Source organism: Synechococcus sp. 1G10 (assembly GCF_002252625.1).
In the GTDB taxonomy this organism is placed as follows: Bacteria; Cyanobacteriota; Cyanobacteriia; order PCC-6307; family Cyanobiaceae; genus Regnicoccus_A.
On the sequence record NZ_NQKW01000027.1, the window covers coordinates 1 to 19,235 of the forward strand.

General features: G+C 62.0%; 32 protein-coding genes and 1 pseudogene. 5 read left to right on the top strand and 28 right to left on the bottom strand.

Annotated features, from left to right (window positions below):
* Nucleotides 1-87: 87 nt before the first annotated feature.
* Nucleotides 88-285 carry a hypothetical protein gene (locus CJZ82_RS15400; protein WP_094556641.1) on the bottom strand — a complete coding sequence of 66 codons (198 nt, stop codon included), beginning with the start codon at nt 283-285 and terminating at the stop codon, nt 88-90.
* 10 nt (nt 286-295) lie between these two features.
* On the opposite strand from CJZ82_RS15400, the gene CJZ82_RS15405 reads away from it, so the two are divergent.
* Nucleotides 296-610 carry an MTH1187 family thiamine-binding protein gene (locus tag CJZ82_RS15405; RefSeq protein ID WP_369820092.1) on the top strand — a complete coding sequence of 105 codons (315 nt, stop codon included), beginning with the start codon at nt 296-298 and terminating at the stop codon, nt 608-610.
* Nucleotides 611-828: 218 nt separating this feature from the next.
* Here CJZ82_RS15405 and CJZ82_RS15410 read toward each other — a convergent pair whose 3' ends face one another.
* Entirely contained in the window at nt 829-1,080 is a 252-nt protein-coding gene (locus CJZ82_RS15410) for a DUF1651 domain-containing protein (protein WP_094556642.1), read from the bottom strand.
* Between the two features lie 327 nt (nt 1,081-1,407).
* Between CJZ82_RS15410 and CJZ82_RS19140 the strand changes: the two genes are divergently transcribed.
* A complete protein-coding gene (locus CJZ82_RS19140) occupies nt 1,408-1,959 on the top strand; it encodes a hypothetical protein (RefSeq protein ID WP_143593704.1) in 552 nt (183 codons plus the stop codon).
* 102 nt (nt 1,960-2,061) lie between these two features.
* Here the strand turns inward: CJZ82_RS19140 and CJZ82_RS19145 are convergent, their stop codons facing one another.
* The 13 genes and pseudogenes from CJZ82_RS19145 to CJZ82_RS19410 form a co-directional block, all read right to left on the bottom strand.
* The gene (locus CJZ82_RS19145; protein WP_233130299.1) at nt 2,062-2,241 is read right to left on the bottom strand and encodes a hypothetical protein; all 180 of its coding nucleotides are present in this window, start codon (nt 2,239-2,241) and stop codon (nt 2,062-2,064) included.
* A 74-nt stretch (nt 2,242-2,315) separates the two neighbouring features.
* Nucleotides 2,316-3,143: pseudogene (locus CJZ82_RS19675) on the bottom strand (transposase); the annotation flags it as partial.
* 643 nt (nt 3,144-3,786) lie between these two features.
* Entirely contained in the window at nt 3,787-4,701 is a 915-nt protein-coding gene (locus CJZ82_RS15435) for a hypothetical protein (RefSeq protein WP_094556644.1), read from the bottom strand.
* A 239-nt stretch (nt 4,702-4,940) separates the two neighbouring features.
* A complete protein-coding gene (locus CJZ82_RS15440; RefSeq protein WP_094556645.1) occupies nt 4,941-5,168 on the bottom strand; it encodes a hypothetical protein in 228 nt (75 codons plus the stop codon).
* Between the two features lie 2 nt (nt 5,169-5,170).
* A complete protein-coding gene (locus CJZ82_RS18065) occupies nt 5,171-5,806 on the bottom strand; it encodes a hypothetical protein (RefSeq protein WP_143593705.1) in 636 nt (211 codons plus the stop codon).
* Between the two features lie 632 nt (nt 5,807-6,438).
* Nucleotides 6,439-6,771: a phage minor head protein gene (locus tag CJZ82_RS15445; RefSeq protein ID WP_158218601.1), complete on the bottom strand. Its 333-nt coding sequence runs from the start codon at nt 6,769-6,771 to the stop codon at nt 6,439-6,441.
* Nucleotides 6,768-7,349 carry a hypothetical protein gene (locus CJZ82_RS15450; RefSeq protein WP_094556647.1) on the bottom strand — a complete coding sequence of 194 codons (582 nt, stop codon included), beginning with the start codon at nt 7,347-7,349 and terminating at the stop codon, nt 6,768-6,770. Before CJZ82_RS15450 ends, CJZ82_RS15445 begins: the two co-directional genes overlap by 4 nt.
* Nucleotides 7,346-7,786, bottom strand: a complete 441-nt coding sequence (locus CJZ82_RS18070; RefSeq protein ID WP_143593706.1) for a hypothetical protein — start codon at nt 7,784-7,786, stop codon at nt 7,346-7,348. The genes CJZ82_RS15450 and CJZ82_RS18070 overlap by 4 nt, the downstream gene beginning before the upstream one ends.
* A 159-nt stretch (nt 7,787-7,945) precedes the next feature.
* On the bottom strand, nt 7,946-9,196 hold the full coding sequence (locus CJZ82_RS15460; RefSeq protein WP_094556649.1) for a hypothetical protein: 1,251 nt from the start codon (nt 9,194-9,196) through the stop codon (nt 7,946-7,948).
* Nucleotides 9,196-9,417: a hypothetical protein gene (locus tag CJZ82_RS15465; protein WP_094556650.1), complete on the bottom strand. Its 222-nt coding sequence runs from the start codon at nt 9,415-9,417 to the stop codon at nt 9,196-9,198. The genes CJZ82_RS15460 and CJZ82_RS15465 overlap by 1 nt, the downstream gene beginning before the upstream one ends.
* Nucleotides 9,414-9,962 carry a hypothetical protein gene (locus CJZ82_RS15470; RefSeq protein ID WP_094556651.1) on the bottom strand — a complete coding sequence of 183 codons (549 nt, stop codon included), beginning with the start codon at nt 9,960-9,962 and terminating at the stop codon, nt 9,414-9,416. The genes CJZ82_RS15465 and CJZ82_RS15470 overlap by 4 nt, the downstream gene beginning before the upstream one ends.
* A 652-nt stretch (nt 9,963-10,614) precedes the next feature.
* The gene (locus tag CJZ82_RS19405; RefSeq protein ID WP_094556652.1) at nt 10,615-11,142 is read right to left on the bottom strand and encodes an ISAs1 family transposase; all 528 of its coding nucleotides are present in this window, start codon (nt 11,140-11,142) and stop codon (nt 10,615-10,617) included.
* The gene (locus CJZ82_RS19410; protein ID WP_094556653.1) at nt 11,139-11,789 is read right to left on the bottom strand and encodes an ISAs1 family transposase; all 651 of its coding nucleotides are present in this window, start codon (nt 11,787-11,789) and stop codon (nt 11,139-11,141) included. The genes CJZ82_RS19405 and CJZ82_RS19410 overlap by 4 nt, the downstream gene beginning before the upstream one ends.
* Nucleotides 11,790-12,027: 238 nt before the next feature.
* Here CJZ82_RS19410 and CJZ82_RS15485 point away from each other — a divergent pair, with 238 nt between their 5' ends.
* Nucleotides 12,028-12,771 carry an SIMPL domain-containing protein gene (locus CJZ82_RS15485; RefSeq protein ID WP_094556654.1) on the top strand — a complete coding sequence of 248 codons (744 nt, stop codon included), beginning with the start codon at nt 12,028-12,030 and terminating at the stop codon, nt 12,769-12,771.
* Nucleotides 12,772-12,900: 129 nt separating this feature from the next.
* Here CJZ82_RS15485 and CJZ82_RS15490 read toward each other — a convergent pair whose 3' ends face one another.
* The 5 genes from CJZ82_RS15490 to CJZ82_RS19165 all read right to left on the bottom strand — a co-directional run bounded on the left by CJZ82_RS15490 (nt 12,901) and on the right by CJZ82_RS19165 (nt 14,274).
* Nucleotides 12,901-13,221: a DUF5615 family PIN-like protein gene (locus CJZ82_RS15490; protein WP_094556655.1), complete on the bottom strand. Its 321-nt coding sequence runs from the start codon at nt 13,219-13,221 to the stop codon at nt 12,901-12,903.
* Nucleotides 13,222-13,401 (bottom strand): DUF433 domain-containing protein, encoded by a 180-nt coding sequence (locus CJZ82_RS15495; protein ID WP_233130300.1) that lies wholly within the window; start codon nt 13,399-13,401, stop codon nt 13,222-13,224. It abuts the gene before it with no gap.
* 132 nt (nt 13,402-13,533) lie between these two features.
* On the bottom strand, nt 13,534-13,737 hold the full coding sequence (locus CJZ82_RS19155) for a hypothetical protein (protein WP_233130310.1): 204 nt from the start codon (nt 13,735-13,737) through the stop codon (nt 13,534-13,536).
* Nucleotides 13,667-13,990 (bottom strand): Rad52/Rad22 family DNA repair protein, encoded by a 324-nt coding sequence (locus CJZ82_RS19160; protein WP_369820095.1) that lies wholly within the window; start codon nt 13,988-13,990, stop codon nt 13,667-13,669. Before CJZ82_RS19160 ends, CJZ82_RS19155 begins: the two co-directional genes overlap by 71 nt.
* Nucleotides 13,873-14,274, bottom strand: a complete 402-nt coding sequence (locus CJZ82_RS19165; RefSeq protein ID WP_233130302.1) for a Rad52/Rad22 family DNA repair protein — start codon at nt 14,272-14,274, stop codon at nt 13,873-13,875. The genes CJZ82_RS19160 and CJZ82_RS19165 overlap by 118 nt, the downstream gene beginning before the upstream one ends.
* A 618-nt stretch (nt 14,275-14,892) precedes the next feature.
* Here CJZ82_RS19165 and CJZ82_RS15505 point away from each other — a divergent pair.
* Both CJZ82_RS15505 and CJZ82_RS15510 read left to right on the top strand, forming a co-directional pair.
* Complete coding sequence (locus tag CJZ82_RS15505) at nt 14,893-15,606, top strand: hypothetical protein (protein WP_094556657.1); 714 nt, start codon at nt 14,893-14,895, stop codon at nt 15,604-15,606.
* A gap of 60 nt (nt 15,607-15,666) precedes the next feature.
* A complete protein-coding gene (locus CJZ82_RS15510; RefSeq protein ID WP_094556658.1) occupies nt 15,667-16,062 on the top strand; it encodes a hypothetical protein in 396 nt (131 codons plus the stop codon).
* On the opposite strand, the gene CJZ82_RS15515 is transcribed toward CJZ82_RS15510, so the two are convergent.
* The 8 genes from CJZ82_RS15515 to CJZ82_RS15550 form a co-directional block, all read right to left on the bottom strand.
* A complete protein-coding gene (locus tag CJZ82_RS15515; RefSeq protein WP_158218603.1) occupies nt 16,055-16,396 on the bottom strand; it encodes a DUF5615 family PIN-like protein in 342 nt (113 codons plus the stop codon). The genes CJZ82_RS15510 and CJZ82_RS15515 overlap by 8 nt on opposite strands.
* The gene (locus tag CJZ82_RS15520) at nt 16,393-16,614 is read right to left on the bottom strand and encodes a DUF433 domain-containing protein (protein ID WP_094556659.1); all 222 of its coding nucleotides are present in this window, start codon (nt 16,612-16,614) and stop codon (nt 16,393-16,395) included. Before CJZ82_RS15520 ends, CJZ82_RS15515 begins: the two co-directional genes overlap by 4 nt.
* 89 nt (nt 16,615-16,703) lie before the next feature.
* Nucleotides 16,704-16,931 (bottom strand): helix-turn-helix domain-containing protein, encoded by a 228-nt coding sequence (locus CJZ82_RS18490; protein WP_094556660.1) that lies wholly within the window; start codon nt 16,929-16,931, stop codon nt 16,704-16,706.
* Nucleotides 16,928-17,164, bottom strand: coding sequence for a hypothetical protein (locus tag CJZ82_RS18495; RefSeq protein ID WP_094556661.1), 237 nt, complete (start codon nt 17,162-17,164; stop codon nt 16,928-16,930). Before CJZ82_RS18495 ends, CJZ82_RS18490 begins: the two co-directional genes overlap by 4 nt.
* Complete coding sequence (locus CJZ82_RS15535) at nt 17,164-17,682, bottom strand: hypothetical protein (protein ID WP_233130303.1); 519 nt, start codon at nt 17,680-17,682, stop codon at nt 17,164-17,166. Before CJZ82_RS15535 ends, CJZ82_RS18495 begins: the two co-directional genes overlap by 1 nt.
* A 127-nt stretch (nt 17,683-17,809) precedes the next feature.
* Complete coding sequence (locus CJZ82_RS15540; protein ID WP_094556662.1) at nt 17,810-18,055, bottom strand: hypothetical protein; 246 nt, start codon at nt 18,053-18,055, stop codon at nt 17,810-17,812.
* Between the two features lie 146 nt (nt 18,056-18,201).
* Nucleotides 18,202-18,525 carry a hypothetical protein gene (locus CJZ82_RS18080; protein ID WP_143593708.1) on the bottom strand — a complete coding sequence of 108 codons (324 nt, stop codon included), beginning with the start codon at nt 18,523-18,525 and terminating at the stop codon, nt 18,202-18,204.
* On the bottom strand, nt 18,473-19,228 hold the full coding sequence (locus CJZ82_RS15550) for a hypothetical protein (protein ID WP_094556664.1): 756 nt from the start codon (nt 19,226-19,228) through the stop codon (nt 18,473-18,475). The genes CJZ82_RS18080 and CJZ82_RS15550 overlap by 53 nt, the downstream gene beginning before the upstream one ends.
* Between the last annotated feature and the right edge of the window lie 7 nt (nt 19,229-19,235).

A 19,235-nucleotide genomic window follows, 5' to 3' on the forward strand; every position in this document is an offset into this window, starting at 1 on the left:
GAGGTTTCGGGCACAAGGAGGGAGCACTCCCACCGACCAAAACCCATGGGTGCGGCTCAGGCCAGAGCGCCTGTGACACACTTTGAATCAGCCCTGCGTCAGCACCTGAATCGCCAGGGCGGTGAGGCCCAGCGGCTCAAACGTCTCCTCGAAGCTGCGGATCGGTGCCGCGCTTCGCTCCCGCAGCGCGCTGGGCAGCACTCCCAGATCCAACACCAGATGCCCGCCGGTCCACACCGTGGCGGCCAGGGCATGCACGATCACTAGCAGAGGGAAAGCAGACACGGCAGCTCCTGTGCACCGTTTCCCACGATGGGAGCAATCCAAGCCAGAGGAGCTGACCGTGAAGGTGATCGTGGATCTGTGCGTCGTCCCGATCGGTGTGGGCGTGCACCTGGCGCCCTACATCGCCGCCTGCGAGAAGGTGCTCACGGAAGCCGGCCTCAAGATCCAGCTGCACCCCAACGGCACTGCTATCGAGGGCGAGTGGTGCCCTGTGTTCGCCGCAATTGAGGCCTGCCATCGGACGGACTATGGCGTTGGCTGCCGTCACGATTACACCACCGCAACGATCACCACCCGGACCGATAGGGGCCAGCCGATCGACTAAGAGGTGACCAGCATCGAGGCGCTGCTGTGGAAAGGCTGAATGCGCCCATATAGAAAGGGCGCCCCGTGTCGGGCGCCCTACTGCTGCGCAGAAGCCAAGGGCTAGGGCCGGTTGCAGGGAACTGGTTGGTGCCGCCCTGGTCGAGGCCTCTGATTCATTGATAGATCCGTTGGGCCGTGGTGTCAGTACGGCAAACCTCACTCCTGGGCCCCACCCCATCACCACTGGGGCTCGCAGGGGCTCCAGCCCTCCTGGCGCTTGGCGGCCCACAGCTTGAGGGCCTCATCCCGGCTGATCTCCCGGCGGTTCTTGAGCAGCGGTACCGGTTCGCCCGGGAGAATCTCCCCCTTGGTGATCTCCAGCCGCTGGTAGGTGCGCTCCCAGCGCGTAGGGCGGAAACGCAGCACCTGGCGGCCGTCGCTGAGCCACCCGTCTTTGGGCGACAGGGGTGGTCCCTTGCTGATGGCCATGCCGCCTCAGGCCACTTCCGGGCACCAGCCCCGCTGGCGTGTCATGTCGTCGGTCCAGCCCTGGCAGCGGTGCGTGAGGTGCTCCCCCTGAGCCAGCAGTCCCTGGTGCAGCTGACACTCCTATGGATTGTCAAGCCCCGCCATACCTCCGTGATCGGCTGGTGGTTGCCCGGTACTGGAGGAGCAGGTTGAGCTCAGCAAGGATGGAGCCGATACCGCCTTGCCCATCCTGTGGAGCCGATCACCACATCGAACCAGCTTCTCCTCTTGGAGGCTATCGATCGGGTACGAAACGACGTGGATGCTCCGCGTTTGCCACTCGAGGAATTGACCGAGACCACTTTCACCCTGGTGGCGGAGCACTTGTCGCTGACGCAGATCATCGAGGCAGCGGAAGGCCTGATCGAGCTGGCTTCCCATCCCACCAGGCCAAAACAAGCGCCTCCGATGCCTATTGATGAATTGCAGGCCCTGCTGGAGAAGGTCATTGATCTCAGGGATTGGCAGGAGCTGGAGGAGGACGACGATCGCAGCGACATCCAGAAGCTGATCGGCAACTCCACTGATGCCGACACCGTGCTGGTGCGGGATCCTTCCGGCACCCCTGAGCTGCAGGAGATCGGCATCCTCGAGCTTCTACAGCGCTATCCCTGCCGCGGCAACGAGGCCCGCTGGAGTCCCGATGACGCGATCACTTTTCTGGAAACCAAGACCCGCTGGCTGGATGCAGCGCTGGAGAGCTGGGATGCCGATGGCGAGGCCATCGATGCAGACAGCGATCTGATCAAGGCCAAGGCCGTCGTCCTCGTTGTGCCGGAGCAACGAGGCCAGGCGCTGCGGACCGAGTTGCATGACGTGCTGATCCCCGTCGACAGCTGAACCACCGGCCGGCTCTGATTCCGCCGGAACCGCCGCCTGCCTTGGAGGGGCAGGCAACGGCTCCGGCGGGAGCCTGGAGGACTGTTCCAATCCGGCTGCTGATCAGGCCTGTGCCGTTCGCACCGCAGGCCCCCCGCGCAGGATGCCGAACACCTCGCGGGCGACAAAGCGCTTGAGGCAGCGGATGATCTCCCTGATTGTGCGGCCCTCTGCGGTGCGGCGCTCGACATAGTCCCTGGTCTGTTGGTGCCGCTGCATCCGGCAGATGACGATGCGGTGCAAGGCACAGTTGGCCTGGCGGTGCCGCTGCGATTCAGCCGATGTCGCACCACCTTGCCGGAGCTGGCCGGCAGGGGATTGACGCCGCACAGTGCCGCGAACGATGCCTCCGACTTCAGCCGCTCCTGGTTGTCACCAACCGCAACAACCAGGGTGGCGGAGATGTCCACACCGATGCCGTAGGTGTTGCGCAGCTCCGGGCAGTGCTGCATGGTCAGCTGATCCAGCTGCGCCAGGGTCTCCTTGAGTTCCTGATCCAGCTGCTGAATGCGGCGGGCAAGAGCGCGCAGGGCCATCTTGGCTGCCGCCAGCGGCGTGCTGATCTCTCCAGAGCGCAGGCCACTGCAGCATTCCACCAGCTCCTTGCCCTTGAGCCGCTGCAGCCTCTCCCGCAGCGCTGCCGGTGCAGTCACAACAATCGCGTGCAACTGATTGAGGGCTGCCGTGCGGTTGCCAGAGGCCGAATCCTTGACCACCTTGAGCATGCGGATCATCTCCACCAGGTCATTGCCTGCCTTGGGAATGACGGTCGATTGGCCGGCAATGAAGGAGCGGGCAGCTGCCTCCGCGTCGATGGTGTCGTCCTTACCTCGCCGGTGCCGGGTGGAACGATCAGGCCGGTTCACTTCCACCACCTCAAGCCCTGCTAATTGCAGAGATCGGCAGAGACCAGCCCCGTAGCAACCGGTGCCCTCCACAGCGAACACCGGACTGCTGCCGAACTCAGCAGACCAGCGGATCAGCTCCTCGTAACCACTGCGCTTGGCATCCAGCTTGAGGCTGCCCAACCAGCCGCCATTGGCGCTGAGGGCCACTGCCATGTGAATGAGCTTGTGGGTATCGACGCCGATCACGACGTCTGGGCCAGTACTGGTCTCGGGGGCAGGTGCCGGCGCTGCGCTCATGGCTTCTTGGGACAGGAGGGGGTGCAACCAACCGGGCAGATGGACAGGCCATTGATGGGACGGGAACGTCGGACTCCTATGAGGTCACGAAACTCCCCGGCTGGTTGCCCCACCGCACAGACCGACAGGTCAGCGCGAAAGACACCGCTCCAGAACGGACCGGGTCAGGCAGGTGATGGGTCAGACCCGTGCTGGTGGGGTCCTGGAATCATCAATGGCAGGTGAGCAGGGGGATGCAGTTCACCCCGGCGTGATGGCGAAACCAGTGGCAGGTCATGCAGACCTTGCGCTTGTATCCGGTAGTTGTAGCAAGGGCTTTCAGTGGTGGACTGGAGCAGTTGGGGCACAGGTGTGCACGGGATGGCACTGCGGGCGGTGGTTTTGTGCACAGTGCACAAGGGGACAGGCGATTGGGTAACGGTCGCGTAGCCAGAGCCGCAGAGCCGCAGGGCATCATGCAAAATCTGGCTGGAAGTCCAGCCGTTCAACTTTGCCGCTTCAACAGGACTGCCGTCCGCTTGACCACCACCACCCGCCCCGAGCGCATCGGGGCTACCACCCGTCCAGAACTAAGCCAGCTCCATCCGCTTCCTGCCTCCATTCCGCCGGTTGGAGCTGCTCACCCAATCGGGTGAGTGCTCCGTCACGGCGCAGCAAAAGCTGCAATCCCACCGGTAACTGTGAGGGTGCCGTTGCCAAAGGCGAAGAGGCCGCCGTCGGCTCCGCCGATGGATTCAAAATCTGAGACGTTCATACCAGTGGTTCCTTGGATAATTGTCGAGCCAATAATGGTGTACTCACCGTCGCCAAAAAGGATCCTGTCTTTCCCTGTACCGCCGAAGAAGTTTCCGGTCCCGAAACCCTTGAGCGTGTCATTGCCATCTCCTAGGTTCACGCTCCCACCTCCGTAAAAGCCACCTACTAGGGCGTTGACTGTATCTTTGCCGGCGCCGGTATTGATCGTGCCGCTATTATTGATGCCGAAGTTGCCGTTGCCGGTGACGCTGTCGTTACCGGCGCCGGTATTAATCGTGCCGGGGTTGATGATGCCGTTGTCGCTGCCGCTGCCGGTGACGCTGTCGTTGCCTAAGCCGGTATCAATCCTGCCATAATTTACAATGCCGAGGCTGCCTCCGCTGCCGGTGACGCTGTCGTTGCCTTCGCCGGTATCGATGGTGTCATAATTTGCAATGCTGATGAAGGGTCCGCTGCCGGTGACGCTGTCGTTGCCTAAGCCGGTATCGATCCTGCCATCATTTGAAATGCCGTTGGAAAAGTTGCTTCCGCCGGTGACGCTGTCGTTGCCTTCGCCGGTATAGATACTGCTGCGATTATAAATGCCGTCGCCGTAGACGCCGCTGCCGGTGACGCTGTCGTTGCCTACGCCGGTATCGATCGTGCCATCATTTAAAATGCCGGCGTTGCTGCCGACGCCGACTCCAGTGACGTTGTCATTGCCAGCAAGTGCGGAAATTTGATCACCATCGACGTACCAGCCGCTACTGGAAATGGCGCTGTCACTACCGGGAGTAAACTCGAAGCCAGCAAGATTTGCCATAGCTCTAGAGTTGTGATTGGGGTCTTTAATTATGACCGTCCAAGAATCAGTCTGTCTAAATAGATTACGGTTTTGCAATACTTTGCTGCGTAACGATACGATAAGCCAACTCGAATGTATTTAAATTGCGATCGACGGGACAAGGCCATACCCCAATTCTGGTAGCTATACCCGCCCTGCCGCAGCCGCTGTCCATGTCGAGCATCTGCTTGAACGGTATGGTTTCGGATTGTTAGCGATCAGTCCGGCTCCACCTCCAGCTCATCGCCCAGGGCGAACACAGCGCCGAGCGTTCGCTCGTATTCAGCCGCCAGCATCGACTTTTGGCGCGGGTCGAGGCCTGGCTCCTGGATCGCACGCACCAGGGGCCCCAGGCGGGCCCGCAGCTCCTCCAAGCGGGCAGCGCGAGGGTCGGGGTCCAGCAGGCGCAGCCGCCTGGCCTGATGAAACGCCCAAAGTTGTTCCATCACTACCGCAGCTTCGGCGGCAAAGGAGCTGTTGGCATCAGGAACGGCCTACAACCAAAACGTGAGAAAATCGACTTCTGAATATCTCCATCTACTAACCCGTCAATATCCAGTAATCCAGACTCACGGATAGAGGAGTATTTCTGGACCGCTTCTTCTTTTTCTACTGTGGCGATTGCCTGAGTTCTCCCTAAGCAAGGGGGAGCAGAAAGAAAGCGGATTCTTGCTTCTCTTGCGGCGTCAACTTTTTGTTGTAGCCGCTTGTTTTCTTCAAGTTGCGCATCAACTCTGTTCTGCATCTCTCTGATGCGTTGCCTGCCAGATTTCATGAGAGCGTTGCCTGCCTCTTCGATCTTGCGGCTGCTACCCGTCAAATTGCAATCGTCATCAAGGTAGGGGATTAGTGCGGGGAATATCGCCATTTCTGAAGCCATCTGAAAGTCTTCCTGAGAAATTCCACGCTCTCTTAAAAGAACGCTGTCGTAGGTGGTCAGAATGCTTTGGTAACTGAACCCTTTTCGCTCCAGGCACTTCGCTCGCGCAAGCAGAATATTTGCCCCCCAGAATGAGCTATTCCGGGCACTATTATTGGTTGGCACCCCTTGGGCATGTCCCTTCTCGAAGGCATTTGGGGACAACAAACATCCAAGAAGAAGAACAAGGGGAATCCTGGAGCTAAGGCTACTAAGCGCCATTATCAACCTCAGCCAAATTGAAGCTATCATATCCCACCAAGCCACGCCATAGCCAGCGAGGGTTGGCAAAGCAGGTGCTGATACTAGCGATAACAGTGCTTTTCAGAGCTGCACTGAAGTGCTTCTGGCGGAAGTTAGCAGGTGTGGACGCTTAGGTTCAGGCGGGCATAGGGAGCTGGTGCGGGGGGCAGTCTGTTGCCGCCTGCAGGATGCCCAACTCCTGCAGCTTCAACTCACCTGCTGCTACTGCTGCTTCAAGACTGCCTGCCAGCAGAGTGATAGTGCTGTATATCTGCCCACCCTGCTCTCACACCTTTGCTCTATGGCACTGCCTTAGGTATGCCTTGCCGCGATAATCAGCGTCATAGATGACTTGCCAGGCACCATCAGCAAGGCGTGCAAATTGCCTAGTGTCGTTATCGAGTGGGTGTGGCTTCATCAGTCTGGCGGCAACTTTGGCAAGCCTAGCAGTAGCCCTGGCGGGTAGTTTGGATATCCAGTGCAGCTTATACCTGAAACTACATGCCGGCATTGAACTCCACTAGTGCCATCAATAGTGCTGGTATTGCTGAGCATCAAGCAGGAGATACATTACATCTGCACCTGAAATGTGCAGGCACAGCAGGCAGACTGTCCTGCTCGTAGATATTGCCGACAAACTCTAGGCAGATAGGGCAAGTCCGTTCATCCAGCATTACAACAATACGAAAGCGGCTGGTTTCAGTTGCGGCGGTGGTAGCTGCATTGGCAGCAGCCCAGACGCCTGTGGACACCAGTGTTTCCACCGCTGTCTCGATGCGCCGCTGCACATCCGCCAGCCGCTCCCCCGCCGTTGTGATGCCACCCGCCAACCTGTCACGCTCAATGCCTTCACGGAACGCCGATACCAGCCCGCTCAGGAAGCTCAAGAGAGCAGCTCCCGCAATGACGTGCCAGCCAGCACCAGGTCGAGCAGTTCGGCTTCACTGGGCAGCGGGGCAGCGGTGATGGGCGTCAGCTTCGCTGCTTCCTGGCGGGCACTGTCCACCACCTGCGGCAGCACCCGCAGGAGTTCACGGCGCAGCGCATCATTGAGCGGCTGCAGGGCAGCAGTCAGCTCCACATCGCTCAGCAGCGGCTGTGCGTCCATCACGGTGGCAACACCCTTGGCAGCCTTGGCAATGGCGGGCTTCAGTGCTCGCATGGTGTCGCGTTCAATGCGGGTCAGGATGCGCCGCAGGTTGACGGCATGACGCGCAGCGGGTGCACCGACTTCTGCCACCAGGACGGGTTCAAGAGCAGGTGCTGGTGTGGTGAACGCTTCACGGGGCTGCACTGGTGTCTTCCAGCCAGCCCAGGTCTGCAGGGTGCTGCGGTGCTCACGGAGCATCAGGTTTGGGTCGAGCACCGTGCCGCCTGTGGCGCGGGCGCTGGCAAGGGCACTGGCTGACTCACGGGTGGGTTGCTGCAGCGGCTTCAGGCGGCTGGGCGGGCGTTTCCTGCTCATTGGACTGGGGAAGCGGTGATGGCGTGGGCGATGCGTTGCAGGCGGCGCTGAAGTCCCGTCAGTTCAGGCTCGGGCGGCGCAGGGGGAGCAGGTGGTGGTGGTGCACAGATTGCACTGCAGTTGCTGCCATCACATTCAGCATCAATCTCACGCTGCTCCTTAGGCGTCAGACGTACTTCTGTCTGCATCGCAGCGTGCTGTCTGTCCAGTCGCATCTGCTCAGGAGAGCGCAATGGTTGATGCAGTAACCATTGCTGTGCAGTATTCAGATAGCTCACTTCAGTGCGTTGATACATCTGAAGCGTCTCAGGTACCTTTAGCAGCTCCCAGTCACGCAGCAGGCTACGCAGAGTCAGTGCTAGTGACTGCCTTCGTGCAATGAGATTCTTTACACGCAGTTCAGTCTCGTTTATCCCACTTGCAGGACGCTTACTCATGCCACAACTCCCCGTGTGTACGTTCACCCGCAAGGGTGACAGCAGGTGGGTTCCACATCAACTCCACCAGCTCCGCCCTGGTATGCAAGTCGGGATTGACGCCTTGAGCTATTGCACGCTTGCGCAATGCCTGCATCATCATGTCTTCCAGTGCTGTGCTCACGGCATCTCCCGCAGTGCCGACACATCACCGCTGACTACATCAGCAGACCTATCAACTTCAATCTGTAGTGATAGTCCATTGCTGGGTGGGTAAGAGTAGCCGTTGCTGTCAACACCTGCAATCCTGCTGGTATTGTTAAGTCTTACGTCGGTGATAATAGGTGCAGCGGCAGAGCTGGGGATGACTGAATACTCGCTCCATACAGGTTGCCCGCCAGGACTAGGGGTAGCGGTGAAGGATACTTGTGTCATCTCCTGATTGCCTGCTACTGTTGACTCCAGCAGCAGATGTGCAGTAAAGCCACGTACCCTGCCTTCAGAAATGATGCTCGACTGATCAAAAGCTATTGCCAGCGGCAGTAATGCACCACCCGTCAGGCTATGTTGCATCAGCTTGATAGGACCGCCGACACTGCCCTTGAAGTTGGTGATAACAGTCTGTGATGTGTCGAGCTTGCTTGTTGCTGACCAGGATTGATTAACCAGCTCTACCTTCGGCACAATGCTGACACCTTCCTCCCAGCCCGTGCCGTCTGAGTTATACCGCCAGGCAATAACAGCATTGCGTGCACTGCTGATTTCAAGGCACGCATCACCAGGCAGCAGTTCAGCCCGCCCGAAGTAGCGCTGGGCAAAGCTCTCACGGGTGATGCTGATAGGTGATACATCAGCAATAGTGCAGCCTGCTGCTGCCAGCCCACGCTCCCCCCGCTGCCCTTCAGGCCCCATCCATTCACCCGTCAGTGCTCGTGCCTGCAGGTCGGCAATGGTGCTGGCGGTGGCGGCAACATTGGCGGCAGCGGTGCCGTCACTGCGGGTGATGGCTTCTGCCACCTGCTGCTCTGCTGCCAGCGTGCGGGCGTCGAGTGCCTGCAGGCGGGCATCAGCGGCAGTGGCAGTGGCATCAATGCGGGCAATGGTCTGGTCCGCCAGGGATGCCAGCTCCTGGTGAGTCAGGCTCACCCTGGCTGCCTGCGCACTCCATCGCTGCAGTTCAGCCTGCAGGCTCAGCAGGTCGCTGCGGCTGGCGGCAGGGCTGTTCTCCACTGCATCAAGACGTTCAGCCAGTGCCGTCAGCATCAGCAGCCCGTCCGTATCGGCAGTGGGCTCCACTGTGGGCTCCACAGGGGGAGCAGGTGCTGGGGGCTCGGTGGGGGCTGCAGCAGCTTGCATGGCGGCGTACTCAGCAATCGCTGCCTCATACGTCGGGGCGTCAATCTGCGTGCCTCTGAAGGTGAACACGGGCATCACGGGGATACGGGGGTGGCGCGGATGTAGGCACCAGCGCGGGCAAGGCTGCTCAGTCGTGGCTCACGGGGGAGCGGGGTGCCGTTCATCAGGCTCCTGCAGCGGGCAGTGATGTGACGCTCCTGCTGATGGTGAAGCTGCTGCTGGCGGGCGTGCTGCTCCTGCTCCTGCTGCCGTAGCTCAGCCGCCGGTCCAATCAGCCATGGATGCGCGTAGCTCATAGCTGCGGCGCTCCATGAAGCCTGCCCATGCCGCTGGCAACCAGTGAAGTCAGCCGTGCGCTGGCAGCGGCTGCAGTGGCGTTCTGCTGCTGCTCAAACTGCTCCCTGGAGCGCGTCTGCGCATCACGTGGGTCGGCGGCAACAGATGCAGATTGCAGCTTTGCTGCCAGCTCAGGGGCATTGCTCTGCATCCAGAGCTGCGCCGTGAAGTTCGGCTGGACGCCAGGCATCAGCTCACCCGTGGGTGAGTAGCTGGCAGGCATACCCCATGGGTTGCCATTTGCCGCCAGCCAGCTCTCTGCTTCCTGCTGCGCTTGCTCCTGTGGACTCGGGGGAGCAGGTGGGGCGCTCGGCAGCGTGCCATCAATGGCAGACAGCTCCAGCTCGGCAGGGGCAGTGCCTGACAGCAGGCTGTGCAGTTCAGGGTCAGCATCCTGCAACTGCAGCCGCTCAATTTCAGGCAGGTCCGTAATCACCACAGGCAGCGGTGTGCTGGGCTTGTAACTTGCCCATCGCTTCAGGAGTGCTGCGGTGCGCTGAATCATGCGGCGGATGTGCTATTGCCTGCCTGCTGAGTCTACGCCTGCACGTCAATACTTCAAGTCCAGAACTGCGGTGGGGGCGGGGGGCTTGCACCTGCTCGATGTGCTGCTACCTGCAGGGCAGACTTTGCACTGCTACGCCACCGACTTGCAGGTCCTGGTAATGTACTGACAATGAAGCCTCGCAATAGTGACTGTGATACATCAATGCCGTCAATGTTGATAGTGACATGCCCGCGTGAGCCGTCAATACGTGTTAGCCGTCCATCAAGCTGTAGGGGCTCACCATCAAACATCAGGCTGATGCCTATGTATTCTGGTGTGAGCACTTCGTGCAGTAGCACCGTATCGCCTGGGGATATGCCTTGCCAGGAGCTGCTGTAGGTTTGGAGTGTGTCTTGTGCTGCTGTATTGCGCTGCTGCTCAAATGCTACGAACTGCTCACGCTGTGCATTAGATAATGCAATGCGCTGCCGTAGCTGCTGCTGTAGGTGTTGGTCCTGCGGGTAGAACACTTAGTAAATACGGAAGTTGGTGTCTTGAGTTGTGAGACGAGATGCCCTTAGCGTGATGGAGTAGCGGATGGCGTCTGCGGCATGATTTGCGCAGCCTGGCGCCGTTGTCTCAGGGTCAGTCGCAGGGCTGATTCAAAGTATTAATTCGGCTCTTGGCTGGGTTGTCGAAGTGCCATCGCCAGAAGCGACGTGATGTCGTGCATCACCGCCTGCATGCCTGCCCGGATCGACTGAAACCCGTCCAAGCGCAGCAGGTTGAGGGCTGCCGTCCTGAGCGTGGCCATCGCCCCAGCTCCATTGCCCCGGTAACGGTGGGCGTCCTCGTGGAGCTGGGTATCGCGGATCCAGTGCCAGCTCTCAATGCTCCAACGGTCCCGTACCTGTCGCAGCATGGCTTCTGGCGTGGTGCGCAGGCTGGTGATGAACAGGTGGGTGGCGTGAAATGGCTTGCCATCACGGGTGCCATCGGCGGTCACATCCACGATCCAGCTGGTGCCGCTCCAGGCCTCCTGGATGTGCTCCGGCGCCTCTTTCGCCCGCAGCGTCCAGGTGATGTCGCGGCCATGGCTGATCTCGTGATCGGTTGCCACGAAAGGGATCTTCCGCTTTCCCTGGAACTGGCTGCGGATCTGGCGATGCAGGGTCTTCTGATTCGCCTTGACCGTCAGGAGGAAGTCGGCCCCCTGCTCCTGGAGGAGTTGAAAAACGGGCGCTGCGTATGGAGCGCATCCGCCTGAATCAACACGCCGTCGAGATCCAGCTCCCCGAGCAGCTGCCGCAGCACCGCACGCTCATGGTTCTCGCCGGTGGCGTAGCAGGCCTGAGAGATCGCCACCCCCAGCGCGGCTGAATACAGCGTTACCTGGGCGATGAATGCCGAACCACCGCCGGGTGTGGGCTCGATCGAGCCCCGCAAGGTCTTGCCGTCACACACAAGCTGATCGAGATCCACTGCCCCACCTGGGATCTGGGCGATCGTCCAGTCACGGATGGTCGCGCACAGGACCGCGACATCCACCTGCAGGAAGAAGTAGCGGAACGCTGAATCCGATGGGGGCCGCCGCAGTTCAAGTCCCAGCTGCTGAGTGAGCGCCGAATGGTGGCGCCGAGCGAACCGCTCCAGATCTCGCAAGCTTTCACAGCCACTCAGGATGCCCAGCACCGCCACCAGCAGCAGGTACCAGGCCGGAATGCGCACCCCTCGCAGCATTCGCGCATCCGGAATCGTCTTGAGGAAGCTGATCAGATCAAGATCCGTTGCGGCAGAGGCGGTTTCGGGCACAAGGACGGGGCGGTACCACCGACCAAACCCCATCCAGGCAGCTCAGGCCAGAGCGCTTGTGACACACTTTGAATCAGCCCTGGGTCAGCAGGGACTGGCCACTGGCAAGGTGTTGTGACGATGGGCATGGTTGGCCGATCTGGCGATGTCATGACGCCTTCCCGGTTCAAGACTTTCCAAACGGGCCAGGGCTGCTGGAGCATGAAGCCCCGTGGCGACTCTTGAGCCACCCATCCAGAATGAACAACTAGCTCAGCCAACCACCGGGGCCATGGGTCGACTCTCCCCGCTTGTGAACACCCTGCGCCGCACGCCACCGCTGGTGTTCGCCATGGCGGTGCTGGCCACGGGGCTGGTGGTGGCCAGCAGTGTGCTCGTGAAGGGCATCCGCCGCGGCAACGACACCATCACCGTGACCGGTTCCAGCACCGAGCGCATCAGCAGCGACTACGCGGACTGGACCGTGGAAGTGGCCCGGAGCGCACCAACCCTGCAGAACTCTTATCAGGAACTGCAGCCTGAGGTGCAGCGCACCACCGCCTTCCTGCGGCAGCAGGGCATCGCCGCCGATGCCATCAGCCTCAACCCAATCAAGTCCGAAAAGGCAGACGTGCGCGACTCCCGCACCGGTGAGCTGCAATCCACCACCTTCACTACCCGCCAGCAGATCCGCATCAGCAGCCCTGAGGTGGAGAAGGTGGCCGCGGTGGCCCAGCAGATCGGTGAGCTCGTGGGTCAGGGGGTGCCGCTCACCATCAACGATCCGGCCTACACCAGGCTCTCCGAAAAGCGGGTGGATATGCTAGCCAAGGCCACCCGTGATGCCCGGCAACGCGCCCGCGAGATCGCCCGCCAGGCCGGCTCCCGCATCGGCGTGATCACCCAGGCCGACACCGGCTCGTTCCAGATCACCGTGCCCAATTCCACCGAGATGAGCAGCTACGGCTCCTATGACACCACCACGATTGAGAAAGACATCACCGCCGTGATGGGCGTGACCTTCCGGGTGGAGTGAGGGCAAATCAGCACTGGCTGTCCAATAAAAGCCATCCACCTCACAGCGGCCCTTATTGCTGTGAAACACCGGCATCGGGCTGATCATCGGCCTGTCGCTGCCGCGCTGGCTGCTGCAGCGCTGAGGTGTTCAGGGAATGAACAGTTGCTCGTAGCCGCCGCTTTTGATGGCGGCGACCGCTGCCTGGGGCTCGCCTTTGACCTCCCGAATCCGCGGCCAGCTGGTTGTTGTCAGCACCAGGATCGCAATGCTGCGCCCGCTCAGGTTCTGCTGATATCGCAGGTTCGTATCGGCGGTGATCAGTAGCTCGTAGCCCTCCTGCTCCGCCAGGCGAATCAGCTCGCCATTGGTAACGGTCGACCAACCCAGCTCATAAGCCGTGACCACCACATGGCCGCTCAGTGAACGGCGGAGGGGAACGGGTGTCCCCTGGTCAAACAGGATCCGCACTCAGGCCAGTGCAGCAGCAGCGGTGCTCCGAGCGGCGTGCTTCAGGACCAGCCGTGACTGCTCGAGGCTCACGCCTGGGAACAGTTCGACGAACTCAGCCAAGGAGACCCCGTCTTCCAGGTTTTCGAACAGAGCCGCCACCAGAATACGGGTACCGCGGAACACCCAGGCTCCGCTCACACGCTGAGGATCCCGCTCCACAGCACTGCAGCCGCCCAGCCCAGATCGGTTTTCATGGTCATGGCCCTCAGGGCGGCCGGACTTGCAAATCGTAGGTAGCTCACCCGATCTGAGCTGCCGGATGACTGGATCTCAGGCGACAGCCTGCTGCTGAACCGAATACGTCTCGATCCAGTCGTGGTGGCGCTTCTGGCAAATCCGATACGCGATGGAGGTGGGATCGGCGGGCACCTGGAACCGCTTGCGGAACGCCTTGGTGAAGCTTTCAAGCACCGGCCTGGGTAGACCCCGCAGGGTGTCCAGGATCTGGCGGGTGGTGGCCGTGTCGAGAGGCATTCGTCCGGGGTAGTCGCTGGCGATTGGGGCGGCAGGCGAGGGGCTGCGATGGATCGACCGCGTGCCGTTGCTGGCACTGCTGCTTGTCGTAAAGCGCCAGGCCGAATGGGTTCCCGAAGGTCATCAGCGCCCGTTTCATTGCATCGGTTTCCGCTTCCTTGAGGGCGGATTCATGGGCCTGGCCCAGGTCGACATCAATGCCGTGGCCGACACCGCAGCCTTCCCGCACGATTCCGCCGACGACCACCCGCACCCGGGCGGTGTAGGTGACGCCCCAGCCGTCGCGTCGCGTTGCGGTGGATCGGAAGGCTTGCTCGGCTCACGGCCGATGCGCCGTTCCGCCTGCCAGACGAACCGCAGCACAACCGTCTCGCGCTGCCAACCGTCGAACCCGAAGATCCGGTTGGCTTCCGCAGTTACCTGCCAGCCCTCGAGACAGCTGACCTTGGCGCGGCCCTGTTCGCGCTGGCGAACCTTGCCGCGATCGAGGGGGGTGGCGAGGGCACTGATCTGCTCAGGGGAAAATGTGCAGGTCATGGCGGCGAGGTGGTGGGTGGGCAGAGGCTTCGGGATCAGTTGGCAGGGGTATGTGGCGGAGGTTCGATCAACACCCAGCAGGGCGGTTCGCTGCAGTGGATGTGATCCGGTGAGGGCCAGCGGCCTGGTTTGCGGGAGATAGGCTCAACCCAGCTGGCCAGGCAGGTTGACCAGATATGGCTTCTGGGCCGTGGCGTGATCGGGTCGGCCCTAAAATCCTTGAAAGGACAGCAAGAGGCGAGTTTCTCTTGCACATTTCTTGCAAGTCAAAAAACAAGGGTTCCCGGTTTTGCCGAGAACCCTTGGTGTAACTGCAGTCGGGGCGACAGGATTCGAACCTGCGACCTAGTGCTCCCAAACCTCTGTGGAACCGATCTGGGAGGCCGTTGTCGCTGACTGGGATCTTCGCTGAAAAGCCTTGTGCTCACTATGTTTGGGGGTGCCACCGGGTGCCTCATGTTGCCTCGCTGTGCCACGGCTTGAGCTAGTTTCTCTTGCACTTTCTCTTGCACTTTCTCTTGCAAGGGGGGTCTTTTGCCCCGTGAGCACTGGGTCGCTGCCCTGCGTTCGGCTCTCCAATGTGACCTCGGCTCGCGGAGCGGCTGGAGCCTGTCGGAAATGCGCGGGCGTGCGCTGCTCAATCTCTCGGAGCGGGTCACGGGCGGCAAACGTCTCCAGCGAGTGCTCCCCATCCCCTGGGAGGCGGCTTCTCGGCAAGACATCCATACGTCTGTGCTGGCGATCCACGCCTCCTTCGCGCGCGGGATTCCTCTGGATCAATGCATCGCTCTGGCCACAGGATCGGCCTCTCTAGAGGAAGACGACAGCACGCCAGAGGACGTGGTCGAACCTATTCAGGCCACGGACTGGCAGGGGTTGGTCGCGCAGTACCGGGACCACAAGATCAGCAGCGGTCTGATCAAGCAGACGACCTGGGAGAGGACCTATGCCGCCCGCATGCAGCGGTTGGTGGAAGCCACCAAAGGCAAAACCAAGCCCTCGACCCCGCGCCAACTGCTGGAGCTGCTGACCCAGCGGCTCAAGGATCAGCCCGGCTCCCGGGGGCGCCAGGTGGTGGTGCAGCAGGCTGCCGCCTTGCTGCGCTGGGCTGTGGACAATGAGCGGCTGCCGCAGGAATGGGCGCCCCCGCTGGTGCTCTCCAGCTACACCGGCCGGCGCCGGGAGCCCAAATCGGTCACCACACCGATTGGTGTCGACGACATCCTCCTGCTGGTGGAATCGATTCCCGATACGCGCTGGCGCAATGCCGTCCAGCTGCTGGCCAGCTTTGGACTGAGGCCAGAAGAGCTGCAGCATCTGGAGTTGCGGTAAGGCCGCCTGTGGTGCAATTACGCCAAGGTGTCTTTCCGCGGCAGCACCAGACCCCGGCCGTTGCGGGTTCTTCCCTGCGATGCCTGGGCCCAGAATTGGCGGCTGGAAGAGTCGTTCAGCTCCACTCGGATGCCACCGATGCGGCCCGGCTTCGGGTCCCAGGACCTCAAGAATTACCTCCGGCGTCGCCCCCTCTGGGATCAGCTCCGCCACCGATATGCGCTGGACGGGGAGAAATTGGTGCTCTACTCCTGCCGGCATGGCTATGCGCACCGTGCCCATGTGATCTGCGACCTGCCACCAAAAGTCGTGGCGGCCGCCATGGGCCACACGGTGGAAACCCACCTGGCGGCCTACAGCAAGTCGTGCGGAGATGAAGTGGTGGATGACGCCTTCGACAAGGCGGCCCGTCTTCTGGGTGAACGCCAGGCGCAGGCATCAGGACCTGCTACTTGATCGCCTCGATTCGATCGAGGTACACATTCACCAGTTTGTTATGAGGCAACAGCGCCTCGATTCGCATCCATATCCTGGCAAGAAATGCCTGAAACTCGCTGCGGCGCATGTTCCCGAAGCGCAGGTGCACCACCCACGGAGGTGGCGTCTGGAGCATGATGCGATTCGAGAAGTCAGTGTCCTTCGTCACGATCACCAGCTCCTGCAACCGGGCGTACTCCCAGATCTCCCCATCACTCATACCTCGGCCAAGTTCAGCCACATGGGTGAATGGGAGGGACGGCTGGAAGCGCAGCTGCCTTGGCACATTCTCGTCAAAGATGAAGCCCTTCAAGCGACGCTTTGCAGCGAGAACTGATGGCCCATCAGATCCGAGGAGAAGCGGATGCAGGCCAGGATGTCATCCCGGGTCAGGGTCGGATACTCCTCAAGCACATCCTCGATGGCATCGCCAGCAGCCAGGAACTCCAGCACCGTCCGAGCCGTTATACGGGTGCCCTTGATGGTCGGCTGGCCATTGCAGATATCTGGCTCTACGACGATTCGCTCCATGCTCCAGGCCTCCTGAGGTGATGCTAGGTGGAGCGGAGGGCCCAGACCACGGCGCCCCTGCTGAGTGCCGAGGGCTCGTTGCATCCAGCTCAGAGCCGCAGGTTGCGGCGACTCCAGCTGGTGAGCGCGGTCTCGATGTTGCCGGCATGCCACTGCAGCGGACCCTTGCTGTCGGTGCAGCCCCAGCGGCGGAAGTCACGCCCCGGCTTGAGGATCCCCCGAAGCCGCAGACGGCGCAGTGACTCACGGCTGACACCCAGCAGCTCGCAGGCCTGTGCGGTGGTGATCCAGACCCGCCCTGGTGTGGTCTGCGTCATGGCATCAAAGGACCAGGACTGTGCGTGGCGGTGCTGCCCGGCTGGCTTGGCAGGGGACTGGGCGGCACCGGACCAGCGAGCACCAGCAGAACGGTGCTGATCTGAAACAGCAGCAGCAGCCAGACCAGCCGGTGCAGGTATCGGAGGTTGGTGATCGTCACCAGGGTGTGACGCGGTGCTCGCTGGCAGAAGTGCGGCAGCTGGGGCCGGCGTGGCTCGAAGCTGCGGGCCATCAGAACGGCACCCCGTCGTCGTCACCGAATTCATCACCAAAGTCATCCATCTCGCCGATGGGGATGGCGCGCTGATGGCGTTCGCTGGCCTGATAGTCGCGGTAGGCCTGCTCGGCCGCCTCGATCCAGCCCACGTCCGTGCCCTCGCTCAAGCTGATCGGCCCGTAGAAGCCGATGGTGACGTTGCGCGGCACCGCATCGGCTTCCGCCTGGGTCTTGATCTTGCTGCCCTTGGGGTTGCCGTCCTGGTCGTACTGCTGGGCCCAGCGGGTGGCCAGGGTGAGCTGATCGCCGACGTTGAGCTTGCCCTTGCGGTGTGCCTTGCGTGCCTCAATCCAGTCCCCGAAACCTTTGGCCTTGAGGATCACCCGCACCCGATCGCCTGCGGCCGGCACCGCTGCCTCGTCGCCGAGCTTGGCCTCCATCGAGGTGCCGGGCATGGCGACGCAGTGGATGACGATCTCCTGCTTCACCTTGGGGTTTCCCTGCCGGTCCTTGCCGTTGGGGATCGGCTCCATCTCGCCGCTGGCCAGGTTCTAGCGCAGCCGGTCGCGCTGCTCGGTGCGCACGATCGCCAACTGCGCCACCTCCCCGAATCGCTGCTGACGGATCACAGGTGCGCCGATGCGAGCGCCGTCGTTCAGTTCAATCGCCATGGCTCTGTTGGGGGTTGGGGTTCAGGGGGGGTAGGGGTTCAAGGCCGGCGCCCAGCCGCATCAGGTGATGGGCGGCGCCGCTGATCGAGAGACCGTGCTGCTGGCGCAGCTGCTGCAGGGCCTGCCAGACATCGCTGCGGACCTTGGACTGCAGGTAGTGGCCCCCGTCCGGGGCACTGGGCTGCTCGTGCTGGCGGTGGCCGTAGGCGATGCGGCGGGGTGCTGGTTCAGCCATCGGCGAGCCAGCCATGGGGATCGCTGGCCTGGCAGCCGCAGGAGGCGACCCTCACCAGTTGCAGCTCATCGATGGCGCCCTGTAGGGCCGGGCACGATTGGACAAGGGCGGCAGCGCGGGTGGGCCAGAGGCAGTGCCAGGCCAGCTCAGGTGCCTGCGTCCAGATCGGCTCCTGGTTGCGGATGGTCCTCAGCAACAGGCCACTGCCGCGCTGGCCGAGCCTCCAGCGCGGGCTCGCAACAACTCTCGACGGCCCGCGCCAGCCAGCGCAGCAGGTGAATCTCACTGGCCCGGCGCATGAGCCCATGAATGCGGCCATCCGGCACATCGCGGTAGTAGCGAGCGGCCAGCTCCCTCTGCCGCTGATCGGCAACGGCCCAGAGCAGGTGAGCGGCATGGCGCAGCTGCAGGTTCTGCTCATGACGGCACCCCCGCGAGTTCCCGCTCGAAGCGGTCGATGAAGTCGGCATGGCGGCGCTGGGTGACGCGGTCGGTGATGGTGCGGGCGGTGCTGGGCACCTGGAACTGGGCGCGGAAGGCGATGGTGAAGCGCTTCCAGACCTCCTTGTCGCTGCGGGCCATGGCCTTGAGCATCGCGGTGAGGGTGGCGATCTCCTGGGGCTCGAGGGGCTCAAGGTCCAACGGGTCGTGCTCCGGCTGAACCGGGGTTGTCGCGGTCACCGGCGGCGGGGTCGGCTCCTGTTCGGGTCGCTCAGCAGCGGCGGCTTGCCGCGGGGCGGGATCACTGGGACTGGGCTGTGGCTCTCCGGCATCGACGGCCGCAGAGATCGAAACAGCGGTAGCTGCCCCGGCCTTGCTGGGCTGAGCCTGTTGTTGCACAGGAATGCCAAGCAGGCCCGCCAGCAGGCGTGCGCTCAGGGCGAAGTCCGCGTCATAGGAGCTGGTTTCAGCGCTCAGCTGGGCGCCGCCCTTGTGCATGAGCACGACCACGGTGCCCTCCCCGCTGCTCTGCACCGAGAAGCTGAAGCCCATCGCGAAGGCAGGCTTGGCGGCCATGACCACGGCTGCCAAGGAGAAGTCCGTGGCTGGCTTGAGATCGGCCTGGAAGCAGGAGAGCGCTTCTGCCAGCACGCACTCGGCCTGCCACTGGCGCTCATGGGGGCTGACGTGCTCGCCGAGCAGCGGCGGACCGGTGGAGGGGATTGTGTCCATGGGGCGT

Coding starts and splice junctions, on each gene's coding strand:
- CJZ82_RS15485 (WP_094556654.1), top strand. CDS start 12,028: ATGGGTCGACTCTCCCCGCTTGTGAACACCCTGCGCCGCACGCCACCG.
- CJZ82_RS15535 (WP_233130303.1), bottom strand. CDS start 17,682: ATGGAGCCGATCCCCAACGGCAAGGACCGGCAGGGAAACCCCAAGGTG.
- CJZ82_RS15460 (WP_094556649.1), bottom strand. CDS start 9,196: ATGCCCGTGTTCACCTTCAGAGGCACGCAGATTGACGCCCCGACGTAT.
- CJZ82_RS15435 (WP_094556644.1), bottom strand. CDS start 4,701: ATGGCAAATCTTGCTGGCTTCGAGTTTACTCCCGGTAGTGACAGCGCC.
- CJZ82_RS15550 (WP_094556664.1), bottom strand. CDS start 19,228: ATGGACACAATCCCCTCCACCGGTCCGCCGCTGCTCGGCGAGCACGTC.
- CJZ82_RS15440 (WP_094556645.1), bottom strand. CDS start 5,168: ATGGAACAACTTTGGGCGTTTCATCAGGCCAGGCGGCTGCGCCTGCTG.
- CJZ82_RS18070 (WP_143593706.1), bottom strand. CDS start 7,786: ATGAGTAAGCGTCCTGCAAGTGGGATAAACGAGACTGAACTGCGTGTA.
- CJZ82_RS18490 (WP_094556660.1), bottom strand. CDS start 16,931: ATGACGCAGACCACACCAGGGCGGGTCTGGATCACCACCGCACAGGCC.
- CJZ82_RS19165 (WP_233130302.1), bottom strand. CDS start 14,274: ATGACCTGCACATTTTCCCCTGAGCAGATCAGTGCCCTCGCCACCCCC.
- CJZ82_RS15505 (WP_094556657.1), top strand. CDS start 14,893: ATGCGCGGGCGTGCGCTGCTCAATCTCTCGGAGCGGGTCACGGGCGGC.
- CJZ82_RS19155 (WP_233130310.1), bottom strand. CDS start 13,737: ATGCCTCTCGACACGGCCACCACCCGCCAGATCCTGGACACCCTGCGG.
- CJZ82_RS15540 (WP_094556662.1), bottom strand. CDS start 18,055: ATGGCTGAACCAGCACCCCGCCGCATCGCCTACGGCCACCGCCAGCAC.
- CJZ82_RS18495 (WP_094556661.1), bottom strand. CDS start 17,164: ATGGCCCGCAGCTTCGAGCCACGCCGGCCCCAGCTGCCGCACTTCTGC.
- CJZ82_RS15520 (WP_094556659.1), bottom strand. CDS start 16,614: ATGGAGCGAATCGTCGTAGAGCCAGATATCTGCAATGGCCAGCCGACC.
- CJZ82_RS15410 (WP_094556642.1), bottom strand. CDS start 1,080: ATGGCCATCAGCAAGGGACCACCCCTGTCGCCCAAAGACGGGTGGCTC.
- CJZ82_RS18080 (WP_143593708.1), bottom strand. CDS start 18,525: ATGCCGACTTCATCGACCGCTTCGAGCGGGAACTCGCGGGGGTGCCGT.
- CJZ82_RS15470 (WP_094556651.1), bottom strand. CDS start 9,962: ATGATTCAGCGCACCGCAGCACTCCTGAAGCGATGGGCAAGTTACAAG.
- CJZ82_RS15450 (WP_094556647.1), bottom strand. CDS start 7,349: ATGAGCAGGAAACGCCCGCCCAGCCGCCTGAAGCCGCTGCAGCAACCC.
- CJZ82_RS15465 (WP_094556650.1), bottom strand. CDS start 9,417: ATGAGCTACGCGCATCCATGGCTGATTGGACCGGCGGCTGAGCTACGG.
- CJZ82_RS19410 (WP_094556653.1), bottom strand. CDS start 11,789: ATGGGGTTTGGTCGGTGGTACCGCCCCGTCCTTGTGCCCGAAACCGCC.